At 75.1% G+C, this 17,451-nt stretch carries 12 protein-coding genes; 2 read left to right on the forward strand and 10 right to left on the reverse strand.

The features are described from left to right. Positions 1-46 precede the first annotated feature (46 nt). The 6 genes from ACP7TJ_RS16945 to ACP7TJ_RS16970 all read right to left on the reverse strand — a co-directional run bounded on the left by ACP7TJ_RS16945 (position 47) and on the right by ACP7TJ_RS16970 (position 6,502). Complete coding sequence (locus tag ACP7TJ_RS16945) at positions 47-472, reverse strand: phage tail protein (protein WP_024886434.1); 426 nt, start codon at positions 470-472, stop codon at positions 47-49. A gap of 38 nt (positions 473-510) precedes the next feature. Further along, complete coding sequence (locus ACP7TJ_RS16950) at positions 511-1,272, reverse strand: extensin (RefSeq protein ID WP_427763702.1); 762 nt, start codon at positions 1,270-1,272, stop codon at positions 511-513. A 2,460-nt stretch (positions 1,273-3,732) separates the two neighbouring features. Continuing rightward, positions 3,733-3,891, reverse strand: coding sequence for a DUF6760 family protein (locus tag ACP7TJ_RS16955; RefSeq protein WP_093764438.1), 159 nt, complete (start codon positions 3,889-3,891; stop codon positions 3,733-3,735). Beyond that, a complete protein-coding gene (locus ACP7TJ_RS16960) occupies positions 3,888-4,388 on the reverse strand; it encodes a hypothetical protein (protein WP_427763704.1) in 501 nt (166 codons plus the stop codon). The genes ACP7TJ_RS16955 and ACP7TJ_RS16960 overlap by 4 nt, the downstream gene beginning before the upstream one ends. Next, a complete protein-coding gene (locus ACP7TJ_RS16965; RefSeq protein WP_093764440.1) occupies positions 4,388-4,831 on the reverse strand; it encodes a phage tail protein in 444 nt (147 codons plus the stop codon). Before ACP7TJ_RS16965 ends, ACP7TJ_RS16960 begins: the two co-directional genes overlap by 1 nt. A 75-nt stretch (positions 4,832-4,906) precedes the next feature. Then, a complete protein-coding gene (locus ACP7TJ_RS16970) occupies positions 4,907-6,502 on the reverse strand; it encodes a phage tail sheath subtilisin-like domain-containing protein (RefSeq protein WP_167741231.1) in 1,596 nt (531 codons plus the stop codon). 311 nt (positions 6,503-6,813) lie between these two features. Between ACP7TJ_RS16970 and ACP7TJ_RS16975 the strand changes: the two genes are divergently transcribed. Next, the gene (locus tag ACP7TJ_RS16975; RefSeq protein WP_093764442.1) at positions 6,814-8,208 is read left to right on the forward strand and encodes an RICIN domain-containing protein; all 1,395 of its coding nucleotides are present in this window, start codon (positions 6,814-6,816) and stop codon (positions 8,206-8,208) included. Between the two features lie 18 nt (positions 8,209-8,226). Here ACP7TJ_RS16975 and ACP7TJ_RS16980 read toward each other — a convergent pair whose 3' ends face one another. The 3 genes from ACP7TJ_RS16980 to ACP7TJ_RS16990 form a co-directional block, all read right to left on the reverse strand. After that, positions 8,227-10,245, reverse strand: a complete 2,019-nt coding sequence (locus ACP7TJ_RS16980; protein ID WP_427763707.1) for an ATP-binding protein — start codon at positions 10,243-10,245, stop codon at positions 8,227-8,229. Further along, complete coding sequence (locus tag ACP7TJ_RS16985) at positions 10,242-10,886, reverse strand: DUF4255 domain-containing protein (protein WP_093764444.1); 645 nt, start codon at positions 10,884-10,886, stop codon at positions 10,242-10,244. Before ACP7TJ_RS16985 ends, ACP7TJ_RS16980 begins: the two co-directional genes overlap by 4 nt. Positions 10,887-11,043: 157 nt before the next feature. Then, entirely contained in the window at positions 11,044-11,730 is a 687-nt protein-coding gene (locus tag ACP7TJ_RS16990; protein WP_093764445.1) for a helix-turn-helix transcriptional regulator, read from the reverse strand. Between the two features lie 359 nt (positions 11,731-12,089). On the opposite strand from ACP7TJ_RS16990, the gene ACP7TJ_RS16995 reads away from it, so the two are divergent. After that, a complete protein-coding gene (locus ACP7TJ_RS16995; RefSeq protein WP_427763709.1) occupies positions 12,090-14,978 on the forward strand; it encodes an AAA family ATPase in 2,889 nt (962 codons plus the stop codon). 51 nt (positions 14,979-15,029) lie between these two features. Here ACP7TJ_RS16995 and ACP7TJ_RS17000 read toward each other — a convergent pair whose 3' ends face one another. Then, on the reverse strand, positions 15,030-17,312 hold the full coding sequence (locus tag ACP7TJ_RS17000; protein WP_093764446.1) for a (Fe-S)-binding protein: 2,283 nt from the start codon (positions 17,310-17,312) through the stop codon (positions 15,030-15,032). Positions 17,313-17,451: the final 139 nt, after the last annotated feature.

Raw genomic sequence — 17,451 nt, forward strand, 5'->3', positions numbered from 1 at the left:
CGTCCTCGGTACGTGTGCCGTGTGCTGGGGGTGTCGTCCGTCTCGGTCAGTCCGTGAAGCCGTGGTGGGCGATCTCCAGGACCTCCGTGGCCACGCCCGGGTTCGCGGGGTCCAGGGACGGCCCCTGCCAGCTCACCGGCAGGACGTCGATCAGCCCCCAGCGCGCCACCTCGGACCCGTCCGCGCGCAGTGCCGAGATCTGGGCGGTGGGCCGGGTGACGCCGGTCGTCACGGACGAGATCCACGCGGCGACCTTCGACGTGTCCGGGGTCAGCGGGCGGGTCAGCCGGATCGTGGAGAAGGTGACCCGGGTCGGCAGCTGCCACACGAACCCGTTGTTGCCGCCCTCCTGGTACTGCTCCACCTCGACCGTCGACGCGAGCCCCTCACAGCCGTTGAAGGCGCCGAGGCTCTCGCCGTCGATGGTGAGGGTGAAGAAGATCGTGGATCCCGGATCGAGATCGCTGGGCATCGCGGGGCCTTTCAACAGGGGCAGAGGGCGGTTTCAGGTCAGGCGCGCGGGTCGCGGAGCCGGCCGATGCGTTCCCGGTCCATGCGCAGTTCGGTGCGCAGGAGCCGGGTGAGCGGGCCGATCAGCCGGTGCGTCAGCTCGTCGAGCTGACCGTCGGTCAGGGAACGGGGGTCGAACGGGGGCCCGCCGGGCGCCCCGCCCGGCCCCGGGTGCGGGTCATGGGCGCTGTACGGCGGGGGCGGCCCGGGGTCGTACGGCGGGGGCGGGGGCGGTGTGGTGGACGCGGGAGTGCGCTGGACCGGGGGTGAGGGGGGCGACGGGCGTGCCGCAGGGGCCGGCGCCGGGGCGGGAACGGCGGGTGTCGCGCGCCGCACGGGGGGAGCGGGGAGCGCGGACGCCGTGGCCGGCGCCGGGAGGACCGGGACGGCGGTGGCGGGGGCGCGGAGCGGGACGGACCGCGTGACCTCGGCGCGCGCGGACGCCGACGCGGGCGCGGGAGCGGGCCGTTGGGCGGCCGGTGCGGCGGCGCGCTGGACGGCGGCGCCCCGGACGGGCGTGGTGCCCGGCCCGGTGGCGGCGGGGCCCTGTGGGGTCGGTGGCGGGAGCTGCCGGGGGGAGGTGCCGGCCGGCGGCGGTACGGACGGGGCCTGGGGAGCGGGCAGAGGGGTGACCGGGGCGGGTGTGCCGGCGCGCTGAAGGGGGGCGCCGAGGCCGGGGCGTGCGGCGGGGGCGGGGCGGTGCTGTGCGGGGGCGGCCGGGCGGGTGGGCGTCGGCGCGTCGGGCCGCGTGAGGGGCTGCACGGGAGTGCTCGCCGTCCCGTCGCGGGGGGTCCGCGCGGAGGCGGGCGCGGAGGGCTGAACCACGGGCGCGGTGGGCGCGGACGGAACTGCCGGAGACGCGGGACGTCCTGCCGCGAGCCGCTGGATGGGGGGCCCGACAGGCGTGGCCGCGGGGGCGGGCGCGACGGGCGATGGGACGGCGGCGCCCGGCCTCGGTACGGGGACGGAGGTGGAGCTGAGCGGCGGCAGCCCGGTACGGCCGCTCGCAGGCCCCGGCGCTTCCCCGGAGGGCGTACGGCGCTGAAGGGCGGGGGCGTCGAGGGGAGCCGCGGGCACGGAAGCGGCCCGGGGCCGGGTTGCGGGAACTGCTTGCTCGCCCGCGGGGGGCGCGGTGGTTCGGGGTGGGGTCGTGGAGGGAGCCGTCTTGGGCGCGTCGGTCCGCTGGACGGGGGGTGTGTCGGGGGCGGGGGCCGTGGCGGTTCGGGCCGGGACGTCGGTCAGGCCGGGCGCGGTGGTTCGGGGTGGGGTCGTGGAGGGAGCCGTCTTGGGCGCGTCGGTCCGCTGGACGGGGGGTGCGCCGGGGGCGGGGGCCGTGGAGGGCCGGGCAGCGACGTCGGTCAGGCCGGGCGCGGGGGCCGGGGCGGGTCGGGACGGGACGTCGGTCACCGGGGGAACGGCGGGAACGGAGGGCGTCGGCGTGGCACCCGGAGTCGCGGGGACGTTCACGGCCCGGCGTGCCGGTGCCGTCGGAAACCGCCGCAGTGGTGCGACGGGAACGGCGGAGCCGGTCCGGGCACGGCGCTGAACGGGGGTCACCGGAGCAGCGGCCGGCGCGGGCGTGGCTGTGCCGCCTGCGGCGCTCGCGGTCTTCACGGGCGTCTCCACCGGCGCGCGTCGCGGGGCCGTCGGCACACTGGGCGGCCCCGGCGTGACCGCCGGACGCGCCGAGTGCACCGGTCCGTCGGAGGCCGTGGGCACGGCAGCCGCCGCTCCTGGGCCGCCGGACGGACCGGAGGGCTCGGGCTGCCGTGCGCCCGGGGCGCCCCCGCCGGACCGGGCCGCCCGTCGCTGCACGGCGGGCGCGGTCCGCCGCAGAGGTACGGCCGCGGGTGCGGGACGGAGGTGCGGGGCCACCGGCGACAGCGCGGACGGGGCGGAGGGAGCCAGCGCACGGGTCGGCGTCAGGGGCCGGACGGGAGGCGCCGCGGTGGGGGACACCGGTGCCGGAGCCGCTTCCTCCGGTGTGTCCGGGACGGCCCGCTGAAGCACAGGCGCGCTGCCCGAGTCCCGGGCACCGGACTTCACCGGGACGCCCTGGCGCACCGGAGCCTGCACGGCCGCACGAGACACCGTGGGAACCGACGCCTTGGAGGAGGCCGAGGAGGCCGAGGAGGCCGCGGAAGTCGAGGACGCCGTGGGCACCGACGAGCCGGACCGCATCGGGGACCCCAGGGGCACGGAAGCGCCGGGCGGTGTCGCCGAGTTCGACGGGGCCGATGAGGCTGACGGAACCGACGAGCCGGACGGTGTAGACGAACCCGGTGGCATCCCTGAGCCGGCCGGCACAGACGAACCCGATGGCATCCCCGAACCCGACGGCACAGACGAACCCGACGACACAGACGGACCCAGCGGCACAGACGGACCCAACGGCACCGACGAAACCGCGGACACCGGAGCCCCCGTGCCCCCCGAAGCCCCCGGGCCGCCGGGAGCCGCCGTGCGCGGTTCGGGCGACGACCCCGACGGCGGAGCCGTCAACGGCGCCCCGAGCAACGGCCGTCGACGCGGCGTGGACGTACCGCCTCCGCCGGACCGGGCGGCCGGCGCCTCGGCCGGTCCGGCCTCGGAGACCGCCGGGACACCGGCGGAACCCGCGCCGGAGCCCCGTGGGCCGACCGTCTCCGTCGTGACCGGCAGCGCCCGCCGCTGCACGGCTCCCGCCACCTCCGGCGTCCGGGTCAGGGACGCGGCCCGGCGCGGACGGGACACCGGAGTGACCCGCGTCCCCGCGGGGCGGGTCGCTGCCGCGCGCTGCACCGCCGGCGGCTCCTCGCCCGCGCCCGGCCGGCCGGCGCCGTCCGCACCCGCGGGCGCCGCGACCGGCAGGTCGAACGCGGGCAGGTCCAGCCCCGGCGACGGCCGTGCCGACGCGGTGAGGACACCCTCGACCAGCCCTCCGGGCGCGCCGTCCAGCACGGCGTGCGAGAGCGTGCCGGTGAAGGACGGGTTCTGCCAGGTGCTCAGCCTGCCGCCGAACCCCGCGTCGGCGACCGGCCACGACGGCCGTGAGGTCGCCCGCTGGATCGGCGGCAGCGCGGACCACGCGGCCGTACGCACAGGCGCCCCGGGGACGGACGTACCGCCCCCGGCGTCCGCGGGACCCGCGTCCGCAATACCCGCGTCCGCAGGACCCGGCTCCGCAGGAGCCGCGGGCGCCGCGCCCTTCCGGCGCAACCGGTCGAGGAATCCCATGCCGCGTCAGCCCTCCGCCGGGGCGCGGGTGACGAGCGCGGTGATCTGCTCCGCGTACCGGCGGCGGTCACCGTGTTCGAGGTCCAGGATGTCCTCCAGGCTCCAGTGGAAGTGGTAGGCGATGTACGCGATCTCCTCGTGCAGCCGGTCGGTCGCGTACGTCACGATTCCCCCAGGCGGCTCCCGCCGAGTTCGACCTCGAACGTCTGCTCGCAGTGGGGGCAGGTCACGCCGGCCCGGGTGTGGCCCTCGGCGTTGACCTGCCGGTAGAAGTCCTGGAGGAACGCCAGGTCGGAGGCGAACATGTTCTCCACGACCCCGTCGTGCACCATCGGGAGCGTCCCCAGCCGGGTGATGACCCGGCCGAGCAGCACCACCGACAGGTAGGCGGGGTTCTCCTGCACCCGGACGTCGCGCAGCGGGACCAGCTCGTCCCGGGCGGTCGCGAGCCGCATCACCCCGTGCTTGTGCACGGTGCCGGCCTCGTCGACGTAGCCGCGCGGCAGCTCGAAGGGGAACTCGGTGCGCAGCGTCCCGCCGCCGCTGGGGGAGGCGGGCCCGCCGGACACGGCCTCCTCCGGCTCCGCGACGGCGGCCGGAGCCGCCTCCGCGAGGTCCGGGCCGGCCGGGAGGGTCCCCGGCCGGGCGGTGGTGCGTCGCATTACTCGATGACCAGTTCTTCGAACGTGATGGTCACCGTCTCGGTCAGCGCGGAGGCCTCACCGGCCTTCACGGTGCTGGTGTCGATCTTGCTGCACCAGGCGTTGCGCATGTTGTACCGCTTGACCGGATTGTTCTGGTAGTCCATCACCATGATGGTCGCGTTCTTGCGGGCCGTGGCCATCGCGCCGTTGACCGACTCGTTGATCCACTGGTTGAACGCGGCGGACTGGGTCATGCCGCGCACGACCGTGCAGGTGCCGGCCTTCTTCACGCCCGGCATCTTCTTGGTGACGGGCTTGCCCTGGGCCGAGACCTGCTGGTACTCGATCACGTCCTGCTCGATGCTGAGGCCGCTGACCTCGGCGAGGTACTCGACCATCACGCCGTCGATCTGGAGGCCGAAGTTGTGTGACGTGAGGGCGTCACCGGGCTGCAGACTCATCTGTCGTTTCTTTCCTTCGCGAAGAGGAGGAGGAGGGGGGAGCGAAGCTCACCGGAGGCGGGAGAAGGGGTGGCCCTACTCCTCCAGCTCCCCGCTCCCGCTGGAGAACTGCGCCAGCCGGAAGATCACGAACTCGGCGGGCTTGACCGGCGCGATGCCGATCTCGCAGACGACGCGGCCGAGGTCGACGGACTCCGGCGGGTTGGTCTCCTCGTCGCACTTGACGTAGAACGCCTCCTCCGGCCGGGCGCCGAACAGGGCGCCGGAGCGCCACTCGTTGACGAGGAAGGCGGAGACGTTGCGCCGGATCCGGGCCCACAGCTGGTGGTCGTTGGGCTCGAACACCACCCACTGGGTGCCGATCAGGATCGACTCCTCCAGGTAGTTGAAGTACCGGCGGACGTTCAGGTAGCGCCAGGCCGGGTCGGAGGAGAGGGTGCGGGCGCCCCAGACGCGGATGCCGCGGCCGGGGAAGGCGCGGATGCAGTTGACGCCGATCGGGTTGAGCAGGTCCTGCTCGCCGCGGGTGATCTGGAGCTCCAGGTCGACGGCGCCGCGGACCACCTCGTTGGCGGGCGCCTTGTGCACGCCGCGCTCGAAGTCGTTGCGGGCCCAGACGCCGGCGATGTGGCCGCTCGGCGGGACGATCCGGCTCTGGCCGCCGGCCGGGTCGAACACCTTGATCCACGGGTAGTACAGCGCCGCGTACTTGGAGTCGTAGCCGGCGGTCTCCTGGCGCCAGACGCGGATGTCGCGGGCGTTGAGGCCCGGCGGCGGGTCGATGACGGCGACCCGGTCGCCCATCAGCTCGCAGTGCGCGATCAGGCCGAGCTGGACGGCCTTGACCGCCTCCAGGTCGATGTCGCCGCGCTGGTAGGCGGCCATCAGGTCGGGGACGGCGACCATGGAGATCTCGTCCACGGCCTCCAGGCCGCCGAAGCCGGTGCGGTCCGCGGAGTCGCCGACGTACTCGGCCGGGCCCGGGCGGGCGGCGCCGTCGTCGGCGGCGGCCGGGACGGCGGGCGCGGCGGCGGGCGGCGGCACGAGGGCGACGGTCTGGTTGTCGGGGCGGGCGAGCTGGGCCGCGGGCGCCGCCTCCTGCACGGTGATGAGCTTGGAGCGCTCCTTCACCTGCGTGACGACGTAAGTGCGGCTGCTCTTCTTGGCGCTGACGTCGAACGTCTCGACGGGGCGGTCGCCGTCCTTGACGGTGAGCCGGAACCGTTCGGCGGGACCCTCGCCCTCGGGGTCGGAGACCTCGACGCTGAGCGGGCCCGACCCGGCGGCCACGGCGGTGACCGTGAAGGTGCCGAGCTGCGCGGGCGTCCCGGCGGGCAGGGCGGCCGGCGCGGGGGCGCCCGTCACCTCGGCGGGCGTGCCGGACGCCTCGCCCGCGACGCCGCCCGGGGCGCCGCCGACCCGCACCACGTAGGCCGCGCTGCCGCCGTTGTTGAAAAAGCCGTAGACGGAGTGCGCCAGGTAGTACCCGTCCGTGAAGGAGCCGAAGGCGGCGACGAACTGGGTCCAGTTGGTGACCAGGATCGGCTCGTTGAGCGGGCCGGAGGGGGCGAGGCCGACGAAGGCCGCCACCGATGTGCCCACTCCTTCGATGGGGCGCGAGCCGCTGGCCACCTCCTCGACGTAGACGCCCGGCGACAGGTAGGACGGCATGCTCTGCTCTCCTCGGGGTACGAGTCAGGTCTGTACGCACCCTCGCGCGCGCGGCGCGCCCGCCGGAACGGCTGGGAGTGCCGTGTCCGGGGCATCGCCGTTGCCCGGAAAGGCAGCACGCGTGCCGTGACGGGCCCCGCGCGGGCGGGAGTTCCCCGGCCGGTGAGGGGCGCGGGACGCTCCTCGCGCCCCGGCGTACGCGCCCCGCGGGACGCCTCGGAACCGGGCCGGGCAAGCGGGTGCCTTTCCGGGCAGCCGGCCCTGCCTCGCAGCCTCCTGACCGTCCGGGGCGGCTCGACTAGCGTCGACGCGTGAGCCTTTGGACTTCTCTTGAGCCGGCGTCGGCGACGGTCGACCCCGGTGGCCGTACGACGGTGCGGCTGCGGGTGCGCAACACCGGTGACGTGGTGGACGAGTACCGGTTCGAGCCGGTGGGCGACCTCGCGCCGTACGCGCGGGTGGAGCCGCCGTCGCTGCGCCTGTACCCCGGGACCACGGGGACCGTCGAGGTGTCCTTCGACGTGCCGCGCACCCCGGACGCGGCCGCGGGACCGCATCCGTACGCGGTCCGGATCACGCCGACGGAACACCCCGAGGCGACCACGGTCCCCGAGGGGAACGTGACGGTCACCCCGTTCACCGAGGTGCGGGCCGAGCTGGTGCCGCCGGTGGTGAAGGGGCGGCTGCGGGGCAAGCCGGTGCTCGCGGTCGACAACCTCGGCAACACCAAGGTGACCGCCTCGCTGGGCGGCAGCGACAACGGCGACCAGCTCTCCTTCGACCTGGACCCGGGCAACGTCCAGATCGAGCCGGGGCGCGCGGCCTTCGTCAAGGCGCGGCTGAAGCCCCGGGAGATCATCTGGTTCGGCTCCAAGCAGGAGCGGCCCTACACGCTCACGGTGCAGCGCTCCGGGGTCGATCCACTCGGTGTGGACGGGACGTTCGTGCAGCGGGGCTTCCTGCCCGGCTGGCTCGCCACGGTGCTGGCGACGACGGTGGCGCTGGCGATCGCGTTCGCCGTCATCTGGCTGACGTACAAGCCGGACGTGCGGTCGCTGGCCACGGAGAAGACGGCGCAGGCGGCGCCGGGGGCGATCCCCGCGCCCAGCGCCTCGGCGTCCGCGCCCCTCACCCTGCCGAGCGCCGGGCCGTCGCAGGAGCAGAAGCCGCCCGAGCAGGAGGCGCCCGGCGGCTCCGGCGGGGGCGAGGCCGACGCGGGCTCCGGCGAGAAGGAGGAGAAGCCGGCCTCCGGCGACGGGGGCGGCGGCGGAGGCGGCGAGGAGCAGCAGGCCGAGTCCGAGCCGCTGGTCGGCGACTTCATCGTGGGCACCGGCTCCGACCGGTGCGTCACCGTCCCGCTGAAGAAGGGCAAGGCGCAGGACGGCACCGGCCTGGTGATCCAGGACTGCGACGCGAAGGCCGCCAACCAGCGCTGGGAGTTCCGGGGCGACGGCACCGTCCGCTCCATGGGCATGTGCATGGACGTGGCGTGGGGGTCGCGGGACGACGGCGCGCTGATCCAGCTCGCCCGGTGCAGCGGCAACCCCGCCCAGTCCTTCGTGATGAGCGGCGCGGCCGACCTGGTCAACCCGCAGGCCGACAAGTGCGTGGACGCCATGTGGAGCGGCACCGCCAACGGGACCGGGCTGCACCTGTGGACGTGCGGGGGCACCCCCAACCAGAAGTGGACGGTCCGCACGCCCTGACCCCGGCCGCAGGGGCGGCTACCAGGAGCCCTCGCCCGGCACCAGCCGCCCCGCCTTGCGGTACTCCCGCCGCGCCCCCTCCAGCAGGTCGCCCGTGCTGACCCGGCCGTCCCGGTCCGCCGCCGCGTAGGCGGCGGTGACCACGGCGCTGCGGATGGATCCGCCGGCCAGCTCGAAGTCCCGCGCCGGCCGCGACACGTCCACGTCGTCCGCGCACGGCACCCGGGACAGGCAGTGCTCCCACAGCGCGCGCCGCTGCCCGGCGTCCGGGAACGGGAAGTCGACCACCAAATCGAGTCTGCGGGTGAACGCCTCGTCGATGTTGGCGCGCAGGTTGGTGGTGAGCAGCGCGATGCCGTCGAAGGACTCGAGACGCTGGAGCAGATAGGCGCTCTCCATGTTGGCGTACCGGTCGTGGGCGTCCTTGACCTCGGAGCGCTTGCCGAACACCGCGTCCGCCTCGTCGAAGAGCAGCACGGCGTCGGTGCGGTCCGCCTCGGAGAAGACCCGCTCCAGGTTCTTCTCGGTCTCCCCGACGTACTTGTCCACGACGGAGGAGAGCCGTACGACGTAGAGGTCCAGGCCCAGTTCGGCGGCGACGACCTCGGCGGACAGGGTCTTGCCGGTGCCCGACTCGCCCGCGAACAGACCGAGCACGCCCCGGCCCCGGCCGCCTCCGGCGCTGAGCCGCCAGTCGCCGAGCACCCGGTCCCGCAGCCGCGCCCGCCGCGCCAGTTCACGCAGCTGCGTCAGGGGCGCCTCGGGCAGCACCAGGTCGTCCCAGGTCACCGCCGGCCGGATGCGGCGGGCGTGCTGCTCCAGTCCGGAGGTGGACTGCTGGCGGGCGGCGAGCCGCAGATGGTCGGGGGCGAGGGGGGCGCCGTCGAACGCGGCGAGGGCCCGCGCGGCCCGGACCGCCCGCGTCACCCGGTCGGCGCCCAGGTGGTACGGGGCCACGGTGGCGGCCAGGTCGAAGCCGAGGTCCGCCTCCGGTGTGCCCGTCCGGGCCGCGGGGTCCGGTGTGCCGGTTTCCTCGCGCAGGGCGGCGGCCCAGGCGCGCACGGCGTCCGTGCCCAGCCTCGGGGCGTCCAGCACCAGCGGGTCGTCGTCGCACCACTGCGGGTCGTACGGCCGGGGTCCGGTGAACACCACGGGCACATCGGGCACCGACAGTGCCCGCACGAGTGCCCCCGGGTCGTCCGGGGGCAGGGTGACGACCAGAGGGCGGCCGAGCAGCCGGGCCTCGCGCACCAGGGCGGCCGGCGGCTCCTGGCCGTGCGGGCCGCGGGGCGTGTAGTGCAGGGCGCCGCCGGGCAGTGCCCGGGCCGCGTGCGCCAGGCCCTCGCCCTCGCGGTGCTCGCGCAGATAGACGGTGAGCGGCTCCTCCTTCAGCCGGGCGGCGAGCCGTCCGGTGAAGCCGTCCTCCGCGGGAAGCTCGGACGGCACGGTGAGCGGGCGGACCCGTCCGGCCAGCGACGGGTCGGGGGTGTCGTCGCCGAGCAGATGGGCGACCACCCGGTCCGGCACCCGCAACGAGCGGCTGAGGAACGGGCGTTCCGGCTCCTCGACGTCCAGCAGGGCGAAGGCCCGCAGCGGTGCGGAGGGGTGGAGGACCGCGCGCGCCTCGGGCCGGTGCACGGGCGCGCCGGACACGTCGAGCGCGAGGCCGGCGGTGGCGCGGCGGCGGCCCACGTCGTCGTTGAGATAGCCGTACAGCGGCTCGAAGGAGCGGTCGAGGTCCGGGGCGAGCGCCGCCAGCAGCACCGTGACCTCCAGCGGGCGCAGGCCGAGCCGCCGCGCGAGCGGGCCGAGCCGGTCGCCGGGGGGCTCCTCGTCGTCCGGGGGGTCCGGCAGGGGCGCGGGGCCGGTGTGCAGGTGGTGGCGTACGGCCGCCTCGGAGAGGTACAGGCCGCGCAGGGGGTCGTCGGCGGTGGGGTCGTCCGCGGAGCGGTGCTCCACCAGCCGGGCGACTTGGGCGCGGAGCCGGGTGAGGCGGGCGAGGAGGGCGTCGGCGGGGTCGGGGTGCGGGTGGTTCACCGGGTGCGCCGTCCGCGCTCGACGTGGTGCGGGCGGTGGGCGCGGCCGGGCGTGCCGTCCTGGGCGCCGTCGACGGAGCGGACCCGGACGACCGCGCCCTCGGTGACCGGCGGGCCCGCGTCGTACTCGGGGTACGACGGGAACGGGACCAGCGCCACCAGGTCCAGGGAGGGCCTGAGTTCGTTGCCGAGCGCCGACCAGATCTCGGCCGGCGACCGCGACTCGGTCCGCGTCCCGGCCACGGACAGCGTCACCGACAGGCCCAGCGCGGCGAGTCCGGGCGGAAGGTCCGCGGGCGGGAGGATCTCGCGGGGCAGCAGGGTGGCCAGCGCGGCCGACAACAGGCGGTGCTCGTCCTGAGGCTGCCGCGTCCACGCGGTGACCAGGTACGACAGGCGGAACCAGCGCGGCGGCACCCGGCGCCGCACCACCTGGCCGGTGTCGTCGGTGACCGCGACCGTGCCGCGCTCCCGCCGGGACACCTCCTCGCAGATGTCGTACAGATAGGCGTTGAGGGCGGGCGCGTTGCGGCGGGCCGCCCAGTCCCGGGTCGGGGCGTCCAGCGACACCTCGACGCCCGAGCCGGCCAGGGCGCCGCTCTTGAGAAGCCCCTTGAGGACCTCGTCCACCTCGTGGATCACCGTCGTACTCCTGCTCTGCCGTCGCGCGGTCCGCCTGACGCGTCACCGCCGGGCCCCGTCGATGGTGCCGGGGGCGTGCCGCGCGGGGCCCGGCGGCGGGGCGGGCGCGCGGGCACGAGAGGGTGCCCGCGGGGCCCCAACTCAGGTGCCCGGGAGGTCAGATGTAACCTTCCCGAAGGGCGTACGCGACGGCGTGCGCCCTGTTGCGGAGGTGCAGCCGCGTGGTGATTCCGTGCAACACGTTCTTGACCGTCCGCTCGGAGTACGAGAGCTTCCCTGCGATCTCTCCCGTGTCCAGTCCCTCGGACACGAGCCGCAGGACGTCGACCTCGCGGGCCGTCAGCCCGCTCGCGGGGGCGCCGGCGTGACCGGCGGACGTGCGGTGCAGCGTGCCCACCCGGTTGATGAGCCGGCCCAGCAGGTCCCCGGGGAGGTCCCCGTCGCCCCGCGAGGCCGCGACGACCGCGCGCACCAGCCGCTGCGCGGTGGCCTCGTGGCGCCAGACGATCGCGCCGACGCCGCACTCGACGACGTCGAGCAGCTCGCTCTCCCGGATCGCGCCGACCACGAGCACGGCGCGGCTGCCGTCGCTGCGGACCAGCTTGCGCATCCGCGCCAGCAGCCCCTCGTCCAGCTGGTCGTTGACCAGGAGGGCAACGGTGCCGGGGCCGGGCCGCCCGTCCTCCACCAGGTCGATGACCGGGTGGCGGCGCAGTTCGCTGGCCGCGCCGGCCCGGGAGATCGGGTCCGGGGCCTCGACCACCACGGGGATACGGCTTCCCGGCCCGGCGGGCGCGGCCGTCTCCGGGCCTGTCAACGACGAGTTGTGCAACCGATTCCCCATACCCGACCGTGCGGCCGCCGCCGGGGCGGCCGCGTCCGACGCTGCGGTTCCACACTCCTGTGGCGGGTGGGGCGCGGGCAATCGTGGAGAACCACGAGACGCACCACGAGATCGGGGCGCGCGGACGCGCACCCCTCGGTGGCCCGGTCACGGTTCTGCGCGCATGGAACACGACCCGCCGCCCCGCGTCCATACCCGCGGCACGGATTCACACCTCAGCTCCACGTTCTGCCTCAACAGGCCGTTCCCGTACGCCCGTCGGGGCACCCGTACGCCCTTTTCCGCGTCCTTCAGACCGGGGCCGGTGTCCGTGGCGACGCCGTCCCCCGCCCACGATCCGCCCGGCCCAGGAGGAACCCGTGCCGTTAGCAGAGCCCCTGAGCGAACGGGACGACGCCCTGCGCCTGCTGGCCGCGCAGGGCGAACGCGCCCGTGCCGGCGCGGTCCGGCTCGTCCTGCTGCGCGGCGCCACCGGCACCGGACGCACCGCGCTGCTGAGCGCCGCCGCCGAGCAGGCGGCCGGGCAGGGGATGCGGGTGCTGCGGGCGCGCGGCGTCCCGGAGGACGGCGGCGCCGACTGGGCCGTCGTCCGGCAGCTCTTCGGCGCCGACGCGGACTTCCTCCAGAAGCCCCCGGCGCCCGGCGCGTCCCCCGCCGAGCACCGCAGGACGCAGGGCGCGCTGCTGTGGCGGCTGCTGGAGACGTACGCGCGACGGGGCCCGCTGTTCGTCGCGGTCGACGACGTGCACGCCGCCGACGCGTCCTCGCGCCGCTGGCTCACGGAGGCGGCCCGGTTCGTCGACGGCCTGCCGGTGCTCCTCGTGGTCACCGAGCGCAGCCAGTACGACATCGACCCGGCCGGCCACGGGCTGGCCCACGGGCTGTCCCCCGCCCTCGTCCACACCCACACCCTCGCCCCGCTGAGCGACGGCGCCGCCGCGGACCTCGTGCGGGCCGCGTTCCCGGACGCCGAGCCCGGACGGGTGGCGGACTGCGTGCGCGCGGGGGCGGGCAACCCGCTGCTGCTGCGGGCCCTGCTGCACGACCTGTCGTCGTGGACGGAGTCCTCGCCGGCCGCGCTGCCCGACACCTGCGCGGCGCTGTACCCGGGCGCCTACCCGGACGTCGTCTCGTGGTGGCTGGCCGGCGCGGGCGGGGCCACGGCGCGGGTCGCCCGCTGCCTGGCCGTGCTGGAGAGCGGGGAGGCGGACCAGGCGGCCGCCGCCCGCACCCCGGAGCCGGCCGGGGACGGCGCCGGGCCCCGGCGGGACCGGTACCCGGGGTACTGCCCCGACGAGCGCCGCGGCGCCCAGGCGCGGACCGTCGCCCGCATGGCGCAGGCCGACCCGGACCGGGTCACCGGCTGGCTCACCGCGATGACCCGCCTCGGCCTGCTGCGCCGGGACACGGACGGACTGCACCGGTACGCCCACCCGCTGCTGCGGGACGCCGTGCTCAGCGGCTGGACGAGCGGGCGCCGCAGGGAGGCGCACCGGGCCGCCGCCGAGGAGCTGATGCGCGAGGGCGCCCCGGTCGGTGCGGTGGCCCGGCACCTGCACCACGGCGCCGCGGTGGCCGAGCCGTGGGCCGTGGACGTGCTGCTCGACGCGGCGGCCGAGGAGGTCCGCGCCGGCCGGCCGCGCTGCGCCGTGGCGTTCCTGCGGCGCGCCCTGGACGAGCCGATGGAGCCCGTCCGCCGGGCCACCGTCCTGATCCAGCTCGGCTCCCTGGAGTGCGCCGCCCACCCGTCCGGCGGGCTGCCCCGGCTTGCCCAGGCCGTACGGCTGCCCGGCGGCTCGCGGGACCGGGTGCGGGCGACGGTCGCCCTGGCCACGGCGCTGGCCCGCAGCGGGGACGTCGTGGCGGCGAGGCGGATGCTGCGGGAGGAGGAGCGGCGGCTGGCGGGGCGTCCCGGTCTGGTGCGGACGCTGCGCGCGGTCACCGTGCTGCTGTCCGACGCCACCCCGCACACGGCGCGCGCCGGCCACGAGCCGGTCCCGCCCGCGCCGGACGACGACGGGCCCGACCTGCTGGACGCGGCGTACCGCTTGCTGGCCGTGCGGCACGGGGCGACGGCGGGGCTGATCTCCTCGCGGGAGGCGATGGAGCGGGTCCGGGCGCTCACCGGGAGCCCGGCCGACCCGCTCGCCGTGCCGTTCCTGTACGGCATGGCCGCGCTCGTGGCGCACTGGGCGGACGAGCTGGACGAGGCCGAGCAGCTGGTCCGGCGGGCGCTCGACCCGCTGGCGTCGTTCCTGCTGCACCCGATGCACCACATCCTCACCGACATGCGGGTGGACGTCGCGGCGGCCCGCGCCGACTACGACGCCGTCCTGGCCGAACCGCGCACCCGCGCCTCGGGGATCCTGTCGTCCGGACCCGGCCCCACCAGCGCGCACACCCAGGCCGTGATCGCGCTGGTGGAGACGGGCCGGCGGGAGGAGGCCGCCCGGCTGGTGGACGGCTTCGACCTGCTGACCGCCCCGGACTCCTGGCGCACCCACCGCTTCCTGTACGCGCGGGCGGTGCTGCGGGCGGCCTCCGGGCAGCCGGCCGAGGCGCTGGAGGACTTCCTGGAGTGCGGGCGGCGCCAGGCGTCCCGCGAGGCGCACCTGTCCGTGCAGTCGCCGTGGCGGGTGGGCGCCGCCGAGTGCCTGCTCGCGCTGGGCAGGCCGCGCGAGGCGCTGGAGCTGGCGGAGGAGGAGACACGGCTCGCCGAGGCGTGGGGCACCGCGCGGGTGCGGGGCCGGGCGCTGCGGATGCTGGGCGAGGCGACGGGCGGCCGGCGGGGCCTGCGGCTCACGGCGCGGGCGGTCGGACTGCTGCGGGGGACGCCGGGCGGGGCCGAGCTGATCGCCGCGCTGATCGCGCACGGCAGGCTGCTGCTCGCCTTTCGGGAGCGCTCCCAAGCGCGGGAGGTGCTGCACGAGGCGGTGGAACACGCGGAGCGGCTCGGCGCGGTGCGGCTGCGCGGCGTGGCGGAGGACCTCCTCCACGAGGGCGGCGCCCGTCGCCCCGGCGCTCCCCGCACGGGTCCGGCCGCCCTGACGGACAGCGAACGCCGCATAGCCGGCCTGGCGGCCGAGGGCCGTACCAACGCGGAGATCGCGGCGTCCCTCCACCTGGCCCGCCGCACGGTGGAGACCCACCTGACGGCGGCCTACCGCAAACTCGGCATCACCCGCCGCACGGAACTCTCGGCCGCCCTCCCCCCGGTCCCGTACGGGCCCGAGGCCCGCGCCGGCTGAGGAACGCCGAAGGGGCCGCCCCTCGGGGCGGCCCCTTCGACCCGCTGCGTCCTACTTCACGGGCTCCGGCTCAGGAGCCGGTTCCTGCTCCTCCTCGCCCGCCGGGTCGATCGGCGTCTTGACCGACTCCAGGAGGAGCTGGGCGACGTCGACGACCTGGGTCGACTCCTTGGCCTTGCCTTCGTTCTTCTTGCCGTTGACCGAGTCGGTCAGCATGACCAGGCAGAACGGGCAGGCGGTGGAGATGATGTCCGGGTTCAGGGACAGGGCCTCGTCGACGCGCTCGTTGTTGATGCGCTTGCCGATCCGCTCCTCCATCCACATCCGGGCGCCGCCGGCGCCGCAGCAGAAGCCGCGCTCCTTGTGGCGGTGCATCTCCTCGTTGCGCAGGCCCGGGACCTTGCCGATGATCTCGCGCGGAGGCGTGTAGATCTTGTTGTGGCGGCCCAGGTAGCACGGGTCGTGGTAGGTGATGAGCCCCTCGACCGGGGTGACCGGGATCAGCTTGCCCTCGTCCACCAGGTGCTGCAGCAGCTGCGTGTGGTGGATGACCTCGTAGTCGCCGCCGAGCTGCGGGTACTCGTTGCCGAGGGTGTTGAGGCAGTGCGGGCAGGTGGCGACGATCTTCTTCGCCGACTTCGGCTTCCGCGACTCCTCGGTCACCTTGCCGTCGTCGTCCATCTCCTCGCCGAAGGCGGCGTTGAGGGACATGACGTTCTCCATGCCGAGCTCCTGGAACAGGGGCTCGTTGCCGAGGCGGCGGGCGGAGTCACCGGTGCACTTCTCGTCGCCGCCCATGATCGCGAACTTGACGCCCGCGATGTGCAGCAGCTCCGCGAAGGCCTTGGTGGTCTTCTTGGCGCGGTCCTCCAGGGCGCCGGCGCAGCCGACCCAGTACAGGTACTCGACCTCGGACAGGTCCTCGATGTCCTTGCCGACGACCGGGACCTCGAAGTCGACCTCCTTGAGCCACTCCAGGCGCTGCTTCTTCGCCAGGCCCCAGGGGTTGCCCTTCTTCTCCAGGTTCTTGAGCATCGTGCCCGCCTCGGACGGGAACGCCGACTCGATCATCACCTGGTAGCGGCGCATGTCGACGATGTGGTCGACGTGCTCGATGTCCACCGGGCACTGCTCGACGCAGGCGCCGCAGGTGGTGCAGGACCACAGGACGTCCGGGTCGATGACGCCGTTCTCCTCGGCGGTGCCGATCAGCGGCCGCTCGGCCTCGGCGAGGGCGGCGGCGGGCACGTCCTTGAGCTGCTCCTCGGAGGCCTTCTCCTCGCCCTCCATGGTCTTGCCGCCGCCGGCCAGCAGGTACGGGGCCTTGGCGTGCGCGTGGTCGCGCAGCGACATGATCAGCAGCTTCGGGGAGAGCGGCTTGCCGGTGTTCCAGGCGGGGCACTGCGACTGGCAGCGGCCGCACTCGGTGCAGGTGGAGAAGTCGAGCAGGCCCTTCCAGGAGAACTGCTCGACCTGGGAGACGCCGAAGACGTCGTCGTCACCGGGGTCGGTGAAGTCGATCGGCTTGCCGCCGGAGGTCATCGGCTGCAGGGCGCCGAGGGCGGTCTCACCGCGGGCGTCGCGCTTGAACCAGATGTTCGGGAAGGCGAGGAAGCGGTGCCAGGCCACACCCATGTTGGTGTTGAGCGAGACGACGATCATCCAGACGAACGACGTCCCGATCTTGATCATGGCGGCCAGGTAGACCAGGTTCTGCAGCGTCCCGACGGACAGCCCGTCGAAGGCCTGCACCAGCGGGTACGACGCGAAGTACGCCGCCTCGTAGCTGTCGACGTGGTGCAGGGCGCCCTCGAGGCCGCGCAGCACGTAGATGGCGAGGCCGATGGTGAGGATCACGTACTCGACGAAGTACGCCTGGCCGGCCTTGGAGCCGGCGAAGCGGGACTTGCGGCCGGGCCGGGACGGCAGGCTGAGCAGACGGATCACGATCAGCACCGCGATGCCCAGGACCGTCATGACGCCGATGAACTCGATGTACATCTCGAACGGCAGGAAGCCGCCGATGACCGGCAGCACCCAGTCGGCCTGGAAGAGCTGGCCGAAGGCCTGGGCGAGCGTCGGCGGCAGGGTCAGGAAGCCGACGGCGACGAACCAGTGGGCGATGCCGACGACGCCCCACCTGTTCATGCGGGTGTGGCCGAGGAACTCCCGCACCAGGGTCACACTGCGCTGGTAGGGGTTGTCGGTCCGGGTGCCGGCCGGGACCGGCTGGCCCAGCTTGAAGTACCGGACGAACTGGCCGATCGCGCGTGCGAGCAGCGCGACGCCGACCACGGTCAGGACCAGCGACACGATGATCGCGGCGAGTTGCATGGGGGCTCCTCGGGCCTGCGAGGGGTTCAGGGGGCGGTTTGTCGGGGGGTTCACCGGGGTGTGCCGTCCGGCTCCCGTCCGGCTTCCCCGAGATTACTAAGCGGTAACTTATGCAGTCCGTCTGAGACTACCCCCATCT

Source organism: Streptomyces sp. DSM 41931 (assembly GCF_050271085.1).
Lineage (GTDB): Bacteria > Actinomycetota > Actinomycetes > Streptomycetales > Streptomycetaceae > Streptomyces > Streptomyces albogriseolus.